The organism is Pseudomonas sp. NPDC088444, assembly GCF_044900175.1.
Taxonomy (GTDB): Bacteria; Pseudomonadota; Gammaproteobacteria; order Pseudomonadales; family Pseudomonadaceae; genus Aquipseudomonas.
Map to the genome: position 1 here is coordinate 269,755 of NZ_JBJDNK010000008.1, position 16,841 is coordinate 286,595.

General features: G+C 56.4%; 13 protein-coding genes. 12 read left to right on the plus strand and 1 reads right to left on the minus strand.

Annotated elements, in window-relative coordinates; translation table 11 throughout:
* The first annotated feature begins 163 nt into the window (after nt 1-163).
* The 8 genes from rnr to ACI2KB_RS17670 all read left to right on the plus strand — a co-directional run bounded on the left by rnr (nt 164) and on the right by ACI2KB_RS17670 (nt 10,057).
* Entirely contained in the window at nt 164-2,764 is a 2,601-nt protein-coding gene (gene rnr, locus ACI2KB_RS17635; protein ID WP_404636459.1) for a ribonuclease R, read from the plus strand.
* Nucleotides 2,761-3,519: a 23S rRNA (guanosine(2251)-2'-O)-methyltransferase RlmB gene (rlmB, locus tag ACI2KB_RS17640; protein ID WP_404636460.1), complete on the plus strand. Its 759-nt coding sequence runs from the start codon at nt 2,761-2,763 to the stop codon at nt 3,517-3,519. Before rnr ends, rlmB begins: the two co-directional genes overlap by 4 nt.
* A gap of 336 nt (nt 3,520-3,855) precedes the next feature.
* Nucleotides 3,856-4,278, plus strand: coding sequence for a 30S ribosomal protein S6 (gene rpsF / locus ACI2KB_RS17645; protein WP_108239440.1), 423 nt, complete (start codon nt 3,856-3,858; stop codon nt 4,276-4,278).
* A 28-nt stretch (nt 4,279-4,306) separates the two neighbouring features.
* Nucleotides 4,307-4,537 carry a 30S ribosomal protein S18 gene (rpsR, locus tag ACI2KB_RS17650; RefSeq protein ID WP_037015707.1) on the plus strand — a complete coding sequence of 77 codons (231 nt, stop codon included), beginning with the start codon at nt 4,307-4,309 and terminating at the stop codon, nt 4,535-4,537.
* 41 nt (nt 4,538-4,578) lie between these two features.
* The gene (locus tag ACI2KB_RS17655; protein ID WP_404636461.1) at nt 4,579-5,475 is read left to right on the plus strand and encodes a hypothetical protein; all 897 of its coding nucleotides are present in this window, start codon (nt 4,579-4,581) and stop codon (nt 5,473-5,475) included.
* Between the two features lie 20 nt (nt 5,476-5,495).
* Nucleotides 5,496-5,942: a 50S ribosomal protein L9 gene (gene rplI, locus ACI2KB_RS17660; RefSeq protein ID WP_108239442.1), complete on the plus strand. Its 447-nt coding sequence runs from the start codon at nt 5,496-5,498 to the stop codon at nt 5,940-5,942.
* Nucleotides 5,943-6,102: 160 nt separating this feature from the next.
* Complete coding sequence (gene dnaB / locus ACI2KB_RS17665; RefSeq protein WP_404636462.1) at nt 6,103-7,500, plus strand: replicative DNA helicase; 1,398 nt, start codon at nt 6,103-6,105, stop codon at nt 7,498-7,500.
* A gap of 250 nt (nt 7,501-7,750) precedes the next feature.
* Nucleotides 7,751-10,057 carry a YgiQ family radical SAM protein gene (locus tag ACI2KB_RS17670; RefSeq protein ID WP_404636463.1) on the plus strand — a complete coding sequence of 769 codons (2,307 nt, stop codon included), beginning with the start codon at nt 7,751-7,753 and terminating at the stop codon, nt 10,055-10,057.
* A gap of 51 nt (nt 10,058-10,108) precedes the next feature.
* On the opposite strand, the gene ACI2KB_RS17675 is transcribed toward ACI2KB_RS17670, so the two are convergent.
* A complete protein-coding gene (locus ACI2KB_RS17675) occupies nt 10,109-10,597 on the minus strand; it encodes an Hcp family type VI secretion system effector (RefSeq protein WP_404636464.1) in 489 nt (162 codons plus the stop codon).
* Nucleotides 10,598-10,784: 187 nt separating this feature from the next.
* Here ACI2KB_RS17675 and ACI2KB_RS17680 point away from each other — a divergent pair, with 187 nt between their 5' ends.
* The 4 genes from ACI2KB_RS17680 (at nt 10,785) to ACI2KB_RS17695 (ending at nt 16,788) form a co-directional block, all read left to right on the plus strand.
* Nucleotides 10,785-11,651 (plus strand): NAD synthetase, encoded by an 867-nt coding sequence (locus ACI2KB_RS17680; RefSeq protein WP_404636465.1) that lies wholly within the window; start codon nt 10,785-10,787, stop codon nt 11,649-11,651.
* 4 nt (nt 11,652-11,655) lie between these two features.
* Nucleotides 11,656-12,087 (plus strand): hypothetical protein, encoded by a 432-nt coding sequence (locus tag ACI2KB_RS17685; RefSeq protein WP_404636466.1) that lies wholly within the window; start codon nt 11,656-11,658, stop codon nt 12,085-12,087.
* Between the two features lie 257 nt (nt 12,088-12,344).
* Complete coding sequence (locus ACI2KB_RS17690) at nt 12,345-12,830, plus strand: hypothetical protein (RefSeq protein ID WP_404636467.1); 486 nt, start codon at nt 12,345-12,347, stop codon at nt 12,828-12,830.
* A gap of 667 nt (nt 12,831-13,497) precedes the next feature.
* Nucleotides 13,498-16,788 carry a DUF2126 domain-containing protein gene (locus ACI2KB_RS17695; RefSeq protein WP_404636468.1) on the plus strand — a complete coding sequence of 1,097 codons (3,291 nt, stop codon included), beginning with the start codon at nt 13,498-13,500 and terminating at the stop codon, nt 16,786-16,788.
* Nucleotides 16,789-16,841: the final 53 nt, after the last annotated feature.

Below are 16,841 nucleotides of genomic sequence, written 5' to 3' on the forward strand. Positions count from 1 at the left end.
TGCCGTCGTTGTGGGGCGCATCTTACGGATGAGATTCGGGGCTGTAAACCCCCTGCCGTGAAATTTTTTTTGAAATAGCGAAAAGTCTCAATGAATGCTGGCTTCGCGTTTCAATCGGGTATATGCCAAACTAATTGCATACAGATAAGGTGAATTCATTCTAATGGCCGATTGGCAGTCCCTCGATCCCGAGGCCGCTCGTGAAGCGGAAAAATACGAAAACCCCATCCCTAGCCGCGAGCTGATTCTCCAGCACCTTTCCGAGCGTGGGTCTCCCGCTGCCCGTGAAGAGCTGGTGGCAGAGTTCGGTCTCACGACGGAAGACCAGATCGAAGCCTTGCGCCGCCGCCTTCGAGCCATGGAGCGCGACGCGCAACTGATCTACACCCGTCGTGGTACGTATGCGCCGGTGGATAAGCTCGACCTGATCCTGGGTCGCATCAGCGGTCACCGCGATGGTTTTGGTTTCCTCGTGCCGGACGACGGCTCCGAAGACCTGTTCATGAGTCCGGCGCAGATGCGTCTGGTGTTCGATGGCGACCGCGCTTTGGCCCGCGTATCGGGTGTGGATCGTCGTGGTCGTCGTGAAGGTGTGATCGTCGAAGTCGTTTCTCGTGCACACGAAACCATCGTTGGCCGCTATTTCGAAGAGCAGGGTATTGGTTTTGTCGTCGCTGACAACCCCAAGATCCAGCAGGAAGTGCTGGTTACGCCGGGCCGTAATGCCGACGCCAGGATTGGCCAGTTCGTGGAGGTGAAAATCACCCACTGGCCAACGCCGCGCTTTCAGCCACAGGGCGATGTGATCGAAGTCGTCGGTAACTACATGGCGCCAGGCATGGAAATCGATGTCGCGCTACGTACTTACGATATTCCCCACGTCTGGCCGGAAGGTGTGCTCAAGGAAGCAGGCCGTCTGAAGCCTGAAGTGCTGGAACGAGACAAAGAGCATCGCGTCGATCTGCGTCATTTGCCGTTCGTCACCATCGACGGTGAAGACGCCCGCGACTTCGACGACGCCGTTTACTGTGAGGCCAAACCCGGCAAGCTGCGGCTGTTCTCTGGTGGCTGGAAGCTGTACGTTGCCATCGCCGACGTCTCCAGTTACGTGAAAATCGGTTCGGCGCTGGACGCCGAAGCACAGGTGCGCGGCAACTCGGTGTACTTTCCCGAACGCGTGGTGCCGATGCTGCCAGAGCAGCTTTCCAACGGCCTTTGCTCGCTGAATCCTCTGGTGGATCGCTTGGCGATGGTCTGCGAAATGACCATTTCCAAAACCGGTGAAATGACGGATTACGTCTTCTACGAAGCGGTCATCCATTCCCATGCGCGCCTGACTTACAACAAAGTCAGTACGATTCTTGAGCACTCGAAGACGTCCGAAGCGAAGAAGCTGCGTGGTGAGTACAGCGAGGTCGTCCCTGATCTCAAGCAGCTCTATGCATTGTACAAAGCGCTGCTGGGCGCACGTCACGCTCGCGGTGCCATTGATTTTGAAACTCAGGAAACTCGCATCATCTTCGGCTCCGAGCGCAAAATCGCGGAAATTCGTCCGACCCAGCGTAACGATGCTCACAAACTGATCGAGGAGTGCATGCTGGCGGCCAACGTGGCCACGGCGGAATTCCTCAAAAAGCACGAAGTCCCGGCACTGTACCGCGTTCACGACGGCCCGCCGCCTGAGCGCCTGGAAAAGCTGCGCGCCTTCCTGGGTGAGCTCGGCCTGTCTCTGCACAAAGGCAAGGACGGCCCGTCGCCGAAGGATTATCAGGCGTTGCTGGAGTCGATCAAGGATCGTCCAGATTATCACCTGATCCAGACCGTGATGCTGCGTTCGTTGAGTCAGGCGGTGTACACGTCCGACAACAACGGCCACTTCGGCCTGAATTATGAGGCGTACACCCACTTTACGTCGCCGATTCGCCGTTATCCGGACTTGTTGACCCACCGCGCCATTCGCAGTGTGATTCGCTCGAAGCAGGACACTCCGCACGTTCGTCGTGCCGGTGCGGCCTCGATTCCGAAAGCGCGTATCTATCCGTACGACGAAGCCGCGTTGGAGCAGTTGGGCGAACAGTGCTCGATGAGCGAACGCCGCGCCGACGAAGCGACCCGCGACGTGGTGAACTGGCTCAAGTGCGAGTTCATGAAGGATCGCGTAGGCGAGTCGTTCCCGGGTGTGATCACTGCCGTGACGGGCTTTGGGCTGTTCGTCGAGCTGACCGACATCTATGTCGAAGGTCTGGTGCACGTTACTGCGCTGCCGAATGACTACTACCATTTCGATCCGGTCCATCACCGCCTCGCGGGCGAGCGTACCGGCCGTAGCTTCCGCCTGGGTGACACCGTTGAAGTGCGCGTCATGCGCGTCGATCTCGACGAGCGCAAGATCGACTTCGAAATGTCGGACAAGCCAGCCGTTGCGCCAACAGGTCGCAAACGTAAGGCAGCCGAACCTGCGCCTGTGCAAAAAACTGCACAAAAGCCTGAGAAAGAGAAGGAAAAGCTCACGCTTTCCAAGCCGAGCCGTCGTCCTGCCAAAGAACCGGTCGAGGCGTACCGCGCCAGTGATGCTGCGGCCAAGAATGCAGAAGTTCGCAAAAGTCGCGAAATGAAAAAGGCATTGCTGGCTGAAGCCAAGAGCGGCGGCAAATCTGCCAAAGGTGATTCCGGATCGTCAGGCAAGGCGTCAAAGCCGACCAAGCACCGTAAGGGACCATCGAAGTCGTCCCCTGCGGCGAAGAAACCTAAGGCCAAGTCATGAGTCAGTTGGAAAAAATCTACGGCGTGCATGCCGTGGAAGCGCTGTTGCGCCATCACCCGAAGCGGGTCAAGCAAATTTGGCTGGCTGAAGGGCGCAGCGAGCCGCGCATGCAGGTGTTGATCGATCTTGCTGCGCAGAATCGCGTGCAGGTTGGTCAAGCCGAGCGCCGTGAAATGGACGCCTGGGTTGAAGGCGTGCACCAAGGCGTCGTGGCCGAGGTGAGCCCGAGCCAGGTCTGGGGCGAGGCGATGCTCGACGAGTTGCTCGATCGTACGGAAGGTGCACCGCTGATTCTGGTACTCGATGGCGTCACTGATCCGCACAACCTCGGTGCTTGTCTGCGTACGGCGGATGCAGCCGGTGCGCTGGCGGTGATTGTGCCAAAGGACAAGTCGGCCACGCTGACGCCAACGGTACGAAAAGTCGCCTGCGGTGCGGCTGAAGTGATCCCGCTGGTCGCCGTCACTAACCTGGCGCGCACCCTGGAAAAACTCCAGCAACGCGGATTGTGGGTCGTGGGTACGGCGGGGGAGGCTGAGCAGGAGCTGTATCAACAAGACCTGACCGGCCCGCTGATCATGATCATGGGCGCGGAAGGCAAAGGCATGCGTCGCCTGACGCGCGAGCATTGCGACTATCTGGTGCGATTGCCGATGGCGGGCAGTGTCAGCAGTCTGAACGTTTCGGTGGCAACAGGCGTTTGCCTGTTCGAAGCCATGCGTCAGCGTGCTGCCAAAGCGGTTTTGAAGAAGTAAACGAGGTCTGCTGCCCCGTGCTGTGGGAGCGGATTCATTCTGGGCGGCATTCCGACGATGCGGCGGTACATTCGATCCATCTGCGTTGTCGTTCCCGCCCTCTCGCGAATGAATTCGCTCCCACAGGCTGCGCGCCCGTATCTCGGTTGGCATGTTACAACTCTGCTGTTCAAATATTCACCAATTTCCTTGCGCCGACTCAGGCCCTTCTCTACAATTGCGCCCCTTGCTGTTATGGCAGGCGCAGATGTGCCTGCCCTTGTGCAAGATAAACCAGTGTTTTTCACTCCTTGTCTGACCGCTCTGGCGGCAGGCTACAACCCGTAAGGAGCATTCATGCGTCATTACGAAATCATCTTTCTGGTTCACCCGGACCAGAGCGAGCAAGTCGGCGGCATGGTTGAGCGTTACACCAAGCTGATCGAAGAAGATGGCGGCAAGATCCACCGCCTGGAAGACTGGGGCCGTCGTCAACTGGCCTACGCAATCAACAATGTTCACAAAGCTCACTACGTGATGCTGAACGTTGAGTGCACTGGCAAGGCTCTGGCCGAGCTGGAAGACAACTTCCGTTACAACGATGCCGTGATCCGTAACCTGGTCATCCGTCGCGACGAAGCCATCACTGGCCAGTCCGAGATGCTCAAGGCTGAAGAGAACCGCAGTGAGCGCCGTGAGCGTCGCGACCGTCCTGAGCACTCCGACGCAGAAGGCGTTGACAGTGATGACAGCGACAACAGCGATAACGCTGACGAGTAATCCACGGACCTTTTGAGGAGCCAATTACATGGCACGTTTCTTCCGTCGTCGTAAATTCTGCCGTTTCACCGCAGAAAACGTTAAAGAGATCGATTACAAAGATCTGAACACCCTGAAAGCCTACGTATCCGAAACCGGCAAGATCGTTCCTAGCCGCATTACCGGTACCAAAGCTCGTTATCAGCGTCAGCTGGCTACCGCTATCAAGCGCGCCCGCTTCCTGGCCCTGCTGGCCTACACCGACAGCCACGGCCGCTGAGTCCAGGTTCAGTCGACAAAACGCAGTAAGGGATAAATCGCATGCGCGCCATGGCTGACTTCATCATGCGCGGTCGCGTGCAGGCCACTCTGGTAGTGGCTGGATGTGCGGCATTGCCGCTGTTGTTCTGGTTGAGTGCTGCCGCGGGATGCCTTGTGCTTCTGCGACGCGGGTTGAGTGATGCCACGAGTGTCCTCGCCTGGGGTCTGCTGCCAGCGGTTGTCTGGTGGTATTTCGGTGATCCTCGCACCCTGATGGTGTTGCTGGGTTCATGGGGGTTGGCAGCGCTTTTGCGTGCCAGCGAATCCTGGGTTCGCGTGCTGCTGGTCAGCGTAGGGCTTGGATTGTTGTATGGCGTGATCCTGGGGGCGGTTTTCCGCGAACCCATCGAAACCATGGCGGGGGAGTTGCAGAAACTCCTACCCCACGTCTTCGGTGAGGTCTACCAACAGATGTCGGTAGAAGAGCGAGCGCGTCTGGGAGCACTGATTACACCGGTCCTCAACGGCCTGATAGCAGCGGTGCTCCAGATCCTCAGCGTGGTATGCCTGATCCTTGGGCGGTACTGGCAGGGGTTGTTGTATAACCCAGGCGGTTTCGGGCGCGAATTTCGCAGCTTGAAGCTCCCGCGGGCACCGATGCTGGTGCTGCTGGTGTGCATGTTGGTGGCGCCGAATTTCGGTCCGCAACTGGCGATGTTGACACCGTTGTGCAGCGTGCCGCTGGCGTTCGCGGGTCTGGCCTTGATTCACGGTCTGGTGGCTGCAAAGCACCTGACACGGTTTTGGCTGGTGGGGTTGTACGTCACCCTGGTGCTGTTCATGCAGTTGATTTATCCGTTGCTGGTGGTGTTTGCCATTGTCGACAGCCTGATTGATTTTCGCGGCCGTCTGGTGTCGAAGGACGCCGATAACGGCTCTGCGAACGGTGAAGGTTAAAGTTAAGAGGTTATTACCAAATGGAACTGATCCTGCTGGAAAAAATCGCCAACCTGGGCAACCTGGGCGACAAAGTAAACGTTAAGGCTGGTTACGGCCGTAACTACCTGCTGCCTTTCGGCAAAGCCACCGCTGCGACCGCTGCCAACCTGGCTGCGTTCGAAGAGCGTCGCGCTGAGCTGGAAAAAGCAGCTGCCGAGAAGAAAGCTTCGGCTGAAGCGCGAGCTGCTCAACTGGGCGAGCTGGAAGTGACCATCACTGCCACTGCCGGTGACGAAGGCAAGCTGTTCGGTTCGATCGGTACTCACGACATCGCTGACGCACTGACCGCCTCTGGCGTTGAAGTGGCCAAGTCCGAAGTTCGTCTGCCGAACGGCACCATCCGTAACGTCGGCGAGTACGACGTTGCCGTGCACCTGCACAGCGACGTTGAAGCGACCGTTCGCGTTGTCGTGGTGGCTGCGTAAGCTGCTTGATTTCGGTGCTTCGGTGCTGAAATTCGATGAGTTGGCGATAACCTCGCCAATTCATCAGCAAAGGGCGCGTACCTGTTTTACAGGTCGTGCCCTTTGTCATTTCTAGGTATTGTTAGTTAACTCCTGATACAAATCCTGATTCAGTGTGGCCATGAACGATATTTCCGCTCCCGAGCAATACGACCTGCAAACCGCTGCACTGAAGGTGCCGCCGCATTCCATCGAGGCTGAACAGGCCGTGCTCGGTGGTTTGATGCTGGATAACAATGCTTGGGAACGGGTACTGGATCAGGTGTCGGATGGCGATTTCTACCGCCACGACCACCGCCTGATCTTTCGGGCCATTGCAAAATTGGCCGATCAGAACCTGCCCATCGACGTCGTGACCCTTTCCGAGCAATTGGACAAGGAAGGTCAGACCTCACAAGTGGGTGGCCTGGGCTACTTGTCGGAGCTGGCAAAAAACATCCCGTCGGTTGCGAACATCAAGGCGTACGCCCAGATCGTTCGGCAGCGGGCCACCTTGCGTCAGTTGATTGGCATCAGTAACGAAATTGCCGACAGTGCCTTCAATCCTGAAGGTCGCACTGCCGAAGAAATTCTCGATGAGGCCGAACGGCAGATCTTCCAGATTGCCGAAGCCCGGCCAAAGACCGGCGGCCCTGTGGGCGTCAACGACCTGCTGACTAAGGCCATCGACCGCATCGATACCCTGTTCAACATGGGCGAGGGCATTACCGGTCTGTCCACGGGGTATACCGATCTGGACGAAAAGACCAGCGGCCTGCAGCCAGCAGACTTGATCATCGTCGCGGGCCGTCCGTCGATGGGCAAAACCACCTTCGCCATGAACCTGGTCGAAAACGCGGTGTTGCGCAGCGACAAGGCAGTGCTGGTCTACTCGCTTGAGATGCCAGGCGAATCGCTGATGATGCGTATGCTGTCTTCGCTCGGGCGTATCGATCAGACCAAGGTGCGTTCCGGTCAACTGGACGACGATGACTGGCCACGCCTGACCTCGGCGGTCAACCTGCTCAATGACCGCAAGCTGTTCATTGACGACACCGCCGGCATCAGCCCGTCAGAAATGCGCGCCCGTACCCGGCGTCTGGTGCGCGAGCACGGCGACATCGCCCTGATCATGATCGACTACTTGCAGTTGATGCAGATTCCGGGCTCCAGCGGCGACAACCGGACCAACGAGATTTCTGAGATATCCCGTTCCCTGAAAGCGCTGGCCAAGGAGTTCAATTGCCCGGTAGTCGCACTGTCCCAGCTCAACCGCTCCTTGGAACAACGCCCGAACAAGCGGCCGGTTAACTCCGACTTGCGGGAGTCCGGAGCGATCGAGCAGGACGCCGACGTCATCATGTTCGTTTACCGGGACGAGGTGTATCACCCGGAAACCGAGCATAAAGGCGTTGCGGAAATCATCATCGGTAAACAGCGGAACGGCCCGATCGGTTTCGTGAGGCTGGCCTTCATCGGCAAGTACACCCGGTTCGAAAACCTGGCGCCGGGTAGTTATAACTTTGATGATGATGAGTAGGTTGGGTTGAGGTTGGCGGTTTTGGCTTGAAATCCATACTCTGATGCCCTTCGGGCTTTTCGCCGCCTTGGTGGCGAAAAGCCCGAAGGGCATCCATGCAGCAATCTCAAACCAATGGCCGTCAGGCTCTCTTGAATCAACACAAACCCGACCAACTCCGTCGGATTTGATCAAAATTTGTGCTATTCTCCGCGCCCGCGAATTCCCGTAGAAGAATCGCCTCCCCTGATTACGAACCCTGGTCATCGACATGCAAGCAGCCAAGCCGTTATTTGACTATCCGAAGTACTGGGCCGAATGTTTCGGGCCAGCGCCTTTCCTGCCAATGAGCCGGGAAGAGATGGATCAGCTTGGCTGGGATTCCTGCGACATCATCATCGTGACCGGCGATGCCTATGTCGATCACCCGTCGTTTGGCATGGCAATCATTGGCCGACTGCTGGAGTCGCAGGGCTTCCGCGTCGGGATCATTGCGCAGCCAGACTGGAAGTCCAAAGACGACTTCATGAAGCTCGGCAAGCCGAACCTGTTCTTCGGCGTTGCAGCGGGCAACATGGACTCGATGATCAACCGCTACACCGCTGACAAGAAGATTCGTTCCGATGACGCTTATACGCCTGGCGGAATGGCGGGCAAGCGTCCGGATCGTGCCAGCCTGGTCTACAGCCAGCGCTGCAAGGAAGCTTATAAGGATGTGCCGATCATCCTCGGTGGCATCGAGGCATCCCTGCGTCGCATCGCGCATTACGACTACTGGCAGGACAAGGTTCGCAACTCGATCCTGATTGACGCTTGCGCCGATATCTTGCTGTACGGCAACGCCGAGCGGGCAGTTGTCGAGGTCGCCAACCGTCTGTCGTATGGCGAGCAGATCGAAACCATCACCGATGTGCGGGGAACCGCGTTTATTCGTCGCGACACGCCTGAAGGCTGGTACGAAGTCGACTCCACACGCATCGATCGGCCGGGCAAAGTCGACAAGATCATCAACCCGTACGTCAACACCCAGGACACCCAGGCTTGCGCCATCGAGCAGGAAAAGGGCGAGGTTGAAGACTCGAACGAAGCCAAGGTCGTGCAGATTCTGGCCAGCCAACGTATGACCCGTGACAAAACGGTCATTCGCTTGCCGTCGATGGAGAAAGTGCGTAACGACCCGGTGTTGTATGCCCACGCCAACCGTGTGCTGCACCTGGAAACCAACCCGGGTAACGCTCGCGCGCTGGTTCAGAAGCATGGTGACGTTGACGTCTGGTTCAACCCTCCGCCCATTCCGATGACCACTGAAGAAATGGACTACGTGTTCGGCATGCCGTACGCACGTATCCCCCATCCTGCGTACGGCAAGGAGAAAATCCCGGCCTACGACATGATTCGCTTCTCGGTGAACATCATGCGTGGCTGCTTCGGTGGCTGCACTTTCTGTTCGATCACCGAGCACGAAGGCCGCATCATCCAGAACCGATCTCACGATTCGATCATTCGTGAGATCGAAGAGATTCGCGACAAGGTGCCCGGCTTCACTGGCGTCATTTCCGACCTCGGTGGTCCAACCGCGAACATGTACCGCATCGCCTGTAAGAGCCCGGAAATCGAATCCGCCTGCCGTAAGCCCTCATGCGTGTTCCCAGGCATCTGCCCGAACTTGAACACCGACCATTCGTCGCTGATCCAGCTCTACCGCAGTGCCCGTGAGCTGCCGGGAGTGAAGAAGATTCTGATCGCCTCCGGTCTGCGTTATGACCTGGCAGTTGAGTCGCCGGAGTACGTGAAGGAGCTGGTGACCCACCACGTCGGCGGCTACCTGAAAATCGCCCCGGAGCACACCGAGGAAGGCCCACTCAATCAGATGATGAAGCCGGGTATTGGCAGCTATGACAAGTTCAAGCGCATGTTCGAGAGGTTCTCGAAAGAAGCGGGCAAAGAGCAGTACCTGATTCCCTACTTCATCGCTGCTCACCCGGGCACCACCGACGAAGACATGATGAATCTTGCGCTGTGGCTCAAGGGCAACGGCTTCCGTGCGGACCAGGTGCAGGCGTTCTACCCGTCGCCGATGGCCAGTGCGACTGCCATGTACCACTCGGGTAAGAACCCGCTGCGCAAGGTCACCTACAAGAGCGACCCGGTCACCATCGTCAAGAGCGAAGAGCAGCGCCGTCTGCACAAGGCCTTCCTGCGCTACCACGACCCGAAAGGCTGGCCGATGCTGCGTGAAGCGCTTGAGCGTATGGGCCGTGCCGACCTGATCGGCCCAGGCAAGCACCAGTTGATCCCGCTGCATCAGCCGGACACCGATAGCTACCAGAGCGCTCGCCGCAAGAACTCGACGCCAGCTGGTAGCCACAAGGTCGCCAAGAACACGAAGATTCTCACGCAACACACCGGCCTGCCACCGCGCGCCAGTGACGGCAGCAAGCCTTGGGATAAGCGTGAAGAAGCGAAAGCAGCCGCTGCCGCGCGCAGCAAACAAGCCGCGAAAGATCGTGCGGATGCTGCGAAAGGCGGGAAGGGCGGCAAGAAGAAACCGTCACGTCAGCCCGTGTTCCCACGCTGAATGATCGTGCCGTAAACAAAAACGCCAGCTTTCGAGCTGGCGTTTTGCGTTTTACATCTTCACGTTTTCGCGGATGTTCCAGCCGTACTTGATGGCTCCACCATCTTTGCTGCCGTCGGCTTTTTGAGGTTGGTAGGAGACTTCGACTTTGCCGAAGTTTAGAGAGATGGTTTCAGGAATTATCTCGTCATTGCATCCCGCGTCGGAGCTGTAGGACGCAATCATTACTTCTTTCAGGGTAATGATCATGTATTCAATTGGGGATGTTCCTCCGGCTTTCCGAATAGTTAAAACAGCCTCTGGATAATGTTTTCCACTGGAGCATGCCATCATCAGATTGGGTGAGGCTTTATCCAGAAATTTTGTCAGGCTCAAATTTTGGATATTGACCTTTCCCGCGCCACCGCCGCCGCCTTGGTGCATGGAGCCCGACTGTGCCATTCCCCACTGAAAAGACCGAATGTCTATCTCATCTTTGTGCGAGCTGTCTTTGGACTCACCCTTGATATCACCGATTTTCAAAAACATATCGATAGCCATGCACACTCCTTGAAATGCAAAAAAACGGCGAACTGCCGGAGCGCACCTTTTCTCACTGCGGGCCGAAGCGCAATAGGGAAAAGGCATAAAGAGATGGTTCACACAGAATAAAGGAAAATCTCCTACATCGTTTCCAATCGTTACTGCCTATCCTCTGTTCGCGTTGATATTTCAGGGCGGAGCGAGTATGAGCATAAATATTAGAGATGGTTTTTCTGTCGCGCGTAGCATGGCTAGAGATCGCTTTGAGAGCAGCATCGATCTTCGGGCACTATTCCGAGCAATTGACGCGGATCCTGCGATCGCCGGCGCCGGCGTGATCTTTATTGATAGTGATTCAAATGTTGTAGTAGTTAGGGAATTTCAGCCTATTTGCAGCATTTCTGTTAAGCGAGTTTTCCTACAAGAGGTGCCTCGGCACATGGCACCCCAAGAATTTGCTCGGGATTTAGAGTTGAGACCCCGGAAGTCAAAGCTTGTGGATGAAGCGATAAATGCGGCTATTGCATGTACAGGTGCATACATTAGTTGGACCGTTTTTTATGCGGGCGGTTTGGCCGCACCGATGACGTTGGGCGGAAGCATTGTAATATCTGGAATAGCTCTTTCTTCAGCGGTTGCCGGCACTGGTCAGTGCTTGATCGGCGCAGGAAAGGTAGCAGGGGAGATGTTTTTTCCAGATAAGTTGGATGAACTGACTTCTCAAACTTGGTTTGAGGATATGAACCAGACACTTGACAGGATCACCTTAGTCGGCGCTAGCACATCTCTTTTTGTAACCGCGCGCTTTGTGCTGGCTGCTAGGGCAGCTACTGGAAAATCGATTAGATCAGTACTTAAAGGTCTGAGTCCGAGAGAGAGACTGAATTTAACAATAGAGCTTCATCAATATCGCATGCAGACCGTCGGGTTATCTGGGCGTATTACAAATGCCGAAATTCGTAAGCAGGCAACCATTCAGCGTAATGACTTGTCTGCTGCTTTTTTGGCTATCGGGGGGAGCATTAATTCCGGCGTGTTGCGCCCGTACGTGATAGGGATTTTTGAGGAGTAATGGAATGTTCAACTGGAAGGATGGCTTAGAATTTCGTACTGAGTATTTTGGAACTTTTATGGGGTCGATTTATATTGGGATGGCTTCATGTTTTTTTACGTTGCTTTTAGCGATCTCATCATATTTGAATGATACTGCGTTCGTTGACCAAGCAAAGTGGTTCTGCGTGCTATCTCTGCTGTTTGCAGTGTACCAGACTTTTGTATGCTTTATGATTTCACAAGGTCGGGCCAAATGGGTGAGGGCGCTGGTAGGGATGTGTATGTTGTTTTTCGTGGTTGATCTTTTTTCGATTTTATACGCTCCGAGCTTTGTTTTATATATCCTCGCATTGGCGTGCTCACTGCTCGCATTAGGCTTCTTGAAATCTACAAGGTATGAACGCATGTTGGTTTGGTTAGAAGAAAAAAAAGAGATGCGCAAGAGCCTTGGTTAACCTAATTCCTTAATCGGTCGGAAGGTCGATATCTGGGATTGTGAATGCTATGGAGGTTTTAACCAGGAAAACCGTTTTCGGGGTTCTGAAAAAGCTGGAGAACAAAGAGTACGCTAAAATTGTGTTTGGTGACGATTTTTCTGAGCTTTCTAGTTAATATATTTTGCTTCAATAGGTTGAAAGTTGTGTTGCTATTTTGGGGTTGATGTGAGTGTCTGAAAATTTGCAATCCATATTTTTTAAGAGGATGCCAGGTTATGAGGGTTTTAGAGTATTTGTTGTTCATGCGGCGCTATTTCCATACGTTTATAGGTGGGATCTTTTTAGGGGTGCTATCGATCACACTCCTTCTCACTCTCTACGCCGACGCATTCTACAGGTCGCTGCGTTGGGGCGACGCCACAGCATGGGTCTTCGGCGCGGCGATGTTCGCAATAATAATCATGTGTGTCTGCCACTTTTTCATCGTTAGGGGACGGGTTTCATGGGTGTGGGGTGCGGCTTCGATATTCTTTATTTGTTTCCTTCTGACGTTGCCAGCTATTGAATATCGCCCGCAAAGAGTTCTCTATTTTTTTGCGTTGCTGTTTCCATTGATGGGATTGCTGGTTTTGAACTCAAATAAGCATCGAGAGATGAGGCGTATTCTGGTTGTCGCACGTTATAAGCGTTTGCGTTTTTTTGGAATCCGAAAAGCCCGGATGCGGCGGTTAAAAGCAGAAAAAGGGAAAGTGAATGGCTAGCGCCCGCGTTGGGTAGATCTGAGCTGTTGATGATTGCTTTTAATGAGTGTTGCCGTTCAAGTTGATCGAGATGGAGGACGTGCCATGGGGCGAAAACCTGATGCGCCGAGAGAGAGGCTTACAAAGCGGCAAATAGCTGAAAGTAACAGGCTTCGTGATCAAGCAAGGATGGTTGATCGCGTGGGGTATAAGAAATCCTGGCGAAGAAAAGGTTGTTTACTATTTTTTCTGCTTGTTGCTACTGTGCTAATAGCGTGCGGGTTTTACATGATATATGACGGTTTGATCAGCGGTGTCGCGATGCCGGGTGGTAGGACAGGGCCGATTAAGTACTATTCGGTAGGCACTCAACCTAGTATGTACTGGTTCTCGATCGCTGGGAATTTGGGGACCGTGTTGTTTGGAGTGGCGTTAGGGGCATTCGGGCTTTTCATCTGCAAAGCCGATCCTGACAGGTAAGTATGGCGTCGACTGGAGGCAGTGATATGTGTTGTCAGGATGTCCGCCCCATCCCCGTGCACACCCCTGCACCATCCATCAGGGTTGGCGCAATTTTGGTGCTGTGCTTAGCTGTGCGGGCACCCTCAACGCCGAAGGCGCCGGACTTGCCTGGATGGCATAAGTCTTGCGCGGTTCCGCTACCGTCCAGGCTCGCAGGAGGCACGCCGTGTCGATTCACATTGCCTTGCACCATGTCACGCATTACCGCTACGAACGTGCGGTCGAGCTAGGCCCGCAGATTGTGCGGTTGCGCCCGGCGGCTCATAGCCGTACGCGGGTGTTGTCGTATTCGCTGAAAGTGTTGCCTGAGAATCACTTCATCAACTGGCAGCAGGACCCGCAGGGTAATTACCTGGCGCGTCTGGTGTTCCCCGAGAAGACTGACGAATTGCGCATCGAGGTGGATCTGGTCGCCGAGATGGCGGTGTTCAATCCATTCGATTTTTTCCTTGAGCCTTATGCCGAGAAGATTCCGTTCGCCTACGCCAAGGAAGAGCACCATGAACTGCTGCCGTATCTGGAAAAGTTGCCGCTGACGCCGAAATTTCAGGCGTATCTGGAGAGCATCGACCGCACACCCGTGCCTTCCATCGATTTTCTGGTGAGCCTCAATCAGCGTTTGGCGCACGACATCAATTACCTGATCCGCATGGAGCCGGGCATTCAGACGCCGGAGTACACGCTGGACAGTGCCTCCGGGTCCTGCCGAGACTCCGCGTGGTTGTTGGTGCAGTTGCTGCGTCATTTGGGGCTGGCAGCACGGTTTGTGTCGGGTTATCTGATTCAGCTCAAGGCGGATGTGGAGGCGCTGGACGGGCCGTCGGGCACTGACGTTGATTTCACTGATCTTCACGCCTGGTGCGAGGTGTATCTGCCGGGCGCTGGCTGGATTGGTCTGGACGCCACGTCGGGGTTGTTTGCCGGGGAAGGGCATATTCCGTTGGCGTGCAGCCCGGATCCTTCTTCTGCGGCGCCGATCAGCGGGTTGGTCGAACCCTGCGAAACCGACTTCAGCCACGACATGTCGGTGGAGCGCATCTGGGAGGCGCCGCGCGTCACAAAGCCTTATACCGAAGCGCAATGGTTGGAGATCCAAGCGCTGGGCCGACAGATCGACGCCGATCTGATCAAGGATGACGTGCGCCTGACCATGGGCGGTGAGCCGACCTTCGTGTCCATCGATGATCGGGATGGCAGCGAATGGAACACTGCCGCGTTGGGGCCGAAAAAGCGCGTGCTGTCGGCTGAGCTGTTTCAGCGCATGCGCGCGCATTATGCGCCGCAGGGGATCGTGCATTTTGGCCAGGGCAAGTGGTATCCGGGCGAGCAATTGCCGCGTTGGTCGCTGAACTGCTTCTGGCGTCGCGATGGCGAGCCGGTGTGGCGCAACAATGCGTTGATCGCCGATGAGACCGAAGACTACGGCACGGACAGCGAGACCGCCGGACGCTTTTTGCGCAGTGTCGCCGAGCGCCTGAAGTTGCCTGCCCGCTATGTCTTCCCCGCGTACGAAGACAATTTCTACTACCTGTGGCGCGAAGGGTCGCTACCGCAGAACGTCAGCGCCGAAGATCCCCGCTTGAGCGACGAAATGGAGCGGGCGCGCTTGAGCAAAGTCTTTTCTCAAGGGCTGGACAAGGTCATCGGTCACGTCCTGCCACTCGCACGTACAGCAGCGGATGATCGCTGGCAGAGCGGACGCTGGTACTTGCGTGGTGAACATTGTCGACTGGTGCCGGGCGATTCCCCACTGGGTTATCGCCTGCCGTTGGCCTCGCAGCCTTGGGTCAAGGCCGCGGAATACCCGTATATCCATCCCAACGATCCTAACCAGGACTTCCCGGAGCTGGCGGATCGTGACGAGATCGACTCGAAGCTCAAGGGGCTCAAGACGGCTGATGATCAGGCAGAGCGCGCTCCTGTCATCGATCAATCCGCAGACTGGCTCACCCGCACAGCCTTGAGCGCCGAGGTGCGCGGCGGTCGGTTGTACCTGTTCATGCCGCCGTTACAGTCCCTTGAGGCGTATCTGGAATTGGTCGCGGCCATCGAAGCGACCGCAGAGGAACTGCGTTGCCCGTTGCTGCTGGAGGGCTATGAGCCACCGTTCGACCCACGTATGGCCAACTTCCGTATCACGCCGGACCCGGGCGTGATCGAGGTCAACGTTCAGCCATCGTCCAGTTGGGACGAGTTGGTCGAGCGCACCGAGTTTCTGTACGAACAGGCTCGATTGACACGCCTGACCACCGAAAAATTCATGATCGACGGGCGCCATACCGGCACCGGCGGGGGTAACCACTTCGTGCTTGGCGGCGCGACGCCAGGGGACTCGCCATTTCTGCGCAGGCCCGATTTGCTGCGCAGTCTGTTGAGTTACTGGCACAACCACCCCTCGCTGTCGTATCTGTTTTCCGGCCTGTTCATTGGTCCGACCTCGCAGGCGCCGCGTGTCGATGAGGCTCGCAATGACTCGTTGTATGAGCTTGAGATCGCCTTCTCACAAATGCCCGAACCGGGCGAAGAATGTCCGCCTTGGCTGGTTGATCGCTTGCTGCGCAACCTGTTGATCGACGTCACGGGTAACACCCATCGCGCCGAGTTCTGCATCGACAAACTGTATTCGCCGGATGGTGCGACAGGGCGTCTGGGCCTGCTGGAACTGCGCGCTTTCGAGATGCCTCCTCATGCGCAGATGAGCCTGGCGCAGCAGTTGTTGCTGCGTGCACTGGTCGCCCGTTTCTGGCGTCAGCCTTATGCCCCGGCCAAGCTGGCGCGCTGGGGGAATGAACTGCACGACCGCTTTATGCTGCCGCACTTCATTGAGCAGGACTTTGCCGATGTGATCGTCGAACTCAACGCTGCCGGGTATCCGGTTCGCGCCGAGTGGTTCGCGGCGCATCTGGAGTTCCGCTTTCCGAAGGTGGGCGATTACGCGGTCAGCGGTATTGAGCTGGAGCTGCGTCAGGCGCTGGAGCCTTGGCATGTGCTGGGCGAAGAGGGATCGGGGGGCGGTGCGGTCCGTTACGTGGACTCGTCGCTGGAGCGTTTGCAGTTGAAAGTCAGCGGCCTGCCGCCTCAGCGCTACGTGTTGACCTGCAACGGCGTACCCGTTCCGCTGCAACCCACTGGCCGTATTGGTGAGTTCGTTGCAGGCGTGCGTTATCGCGCATGGCAGCCGTACAACGCGTTGCAGCCGACGATTCCGGTGCACGCGCCGCTGGTTTTCGACATCGTTGATACCTGGATGCAGCGTTCACTGGGTGGCTGCGAGTATCATGTCGCCCATCCTGGTGGTCGCAATTACGAAACCCTGCCGGTGAACGCCAACGAAGCCGAAAGTCGACGTCTGGCGCGGTTCTTCCGCGTCGGCCATACCCCCGGCAAACTGGCGGTGCCTACGCTGTCCATCAACGATGAAATGCCCATGACGCTGGATTTGCGTCTGCATCGATAGAGGTACGGCCCGGACAGACGGCCTGATGCGATGCGTCAGGCCTTCTGGCGAGA

Excerpts from the sequence above, each read along its gene's own strand:
- ACI2KB_RS17655 (WP_404636461.1), top strand. The coding sequence starts at position 4,579 with ATGCGCGCCATGGCTGACTTCATCATGCGCGGTCGCGTGCAGGCCACT.
- ACI2KB_RS17690 (WP_404636467.1), top strand. The coding sequence starts at position 12,345 with ATGAGGGTTTTAGAGTATTTGTTGTTCATGCGGCGCTATTTCCATACG.
- dnaB (WP_404636462.1), top strand. The coding sequence starts at position 6,103 with ATGAACGATATTTCCGCTCCCGAGCAATACGACCTGCAAACCGCTGCA.
- rpsF (WP_108239440.1), top strand. The coding sequence starts at position 3,856 with ATGCGTCATTACGAAATCATCTTTCTGGTTCACCCGGACCAGAGCGAG.
- ACI2KB_RS17670 (WP_404636463.1), top strand. The coding sequence starts at position 7,751 with ATGCAAGCAGCCAAGCCGTTATTTGACTATCCGAAGTACTGGGCCGAA.
- rnr (WP_404636459.1), top strand. The coding sequence starts at position 164 with ATGGCCGATTGGCAGTCCCTCGATCCCGAGGCCGCTCGTGAAGCGGAA.
- ACI2KB_RS17675 (WP_404636464.1), bottom strand. The coding sequence starts at position 10,597 with ATGGCTATCGATATGTTTTTGAAAATCGGTGATATCAAGGGTGAGTCC.
- rpsR (WP_037015707.1), top strand. The coding sequence starts at position 4,307 with ATGGCACGTTTCTTCCGTCGTCGTAAATTCTGCCGTTTCACCGCAGAA.
- rlmB (WP_404636460.1), top strand. The coding sequence starts at position 2,761 with ATGAGTCAGTTGGAAAAAATCTACGGCGTGCATGCCGTGGAAGCGCTG.
- ACI2KB_RS17680 (WP_404636465.1), top strand. The coding sequence starts at position 10,785 with ATGAGCATAAATATTAGAGATGGTTTTTCTGTCGCGCGTAGCATGGCT.
- ACI2KB_RS17685 (WP_404636466.1), top strand. The coding sequence starts at position 11,656 with ATGTTCAACTGGAAGGATGGCTTAGAATTTCGTACTGAGTATTTTGGA.
- rplI (WP_108239442.1), top strand. The coding sequence starts at position 5,496 with ATGGAACTGATCCTGCTGGAAAAAATCGCCAACCTGGGCAACCTGGGC.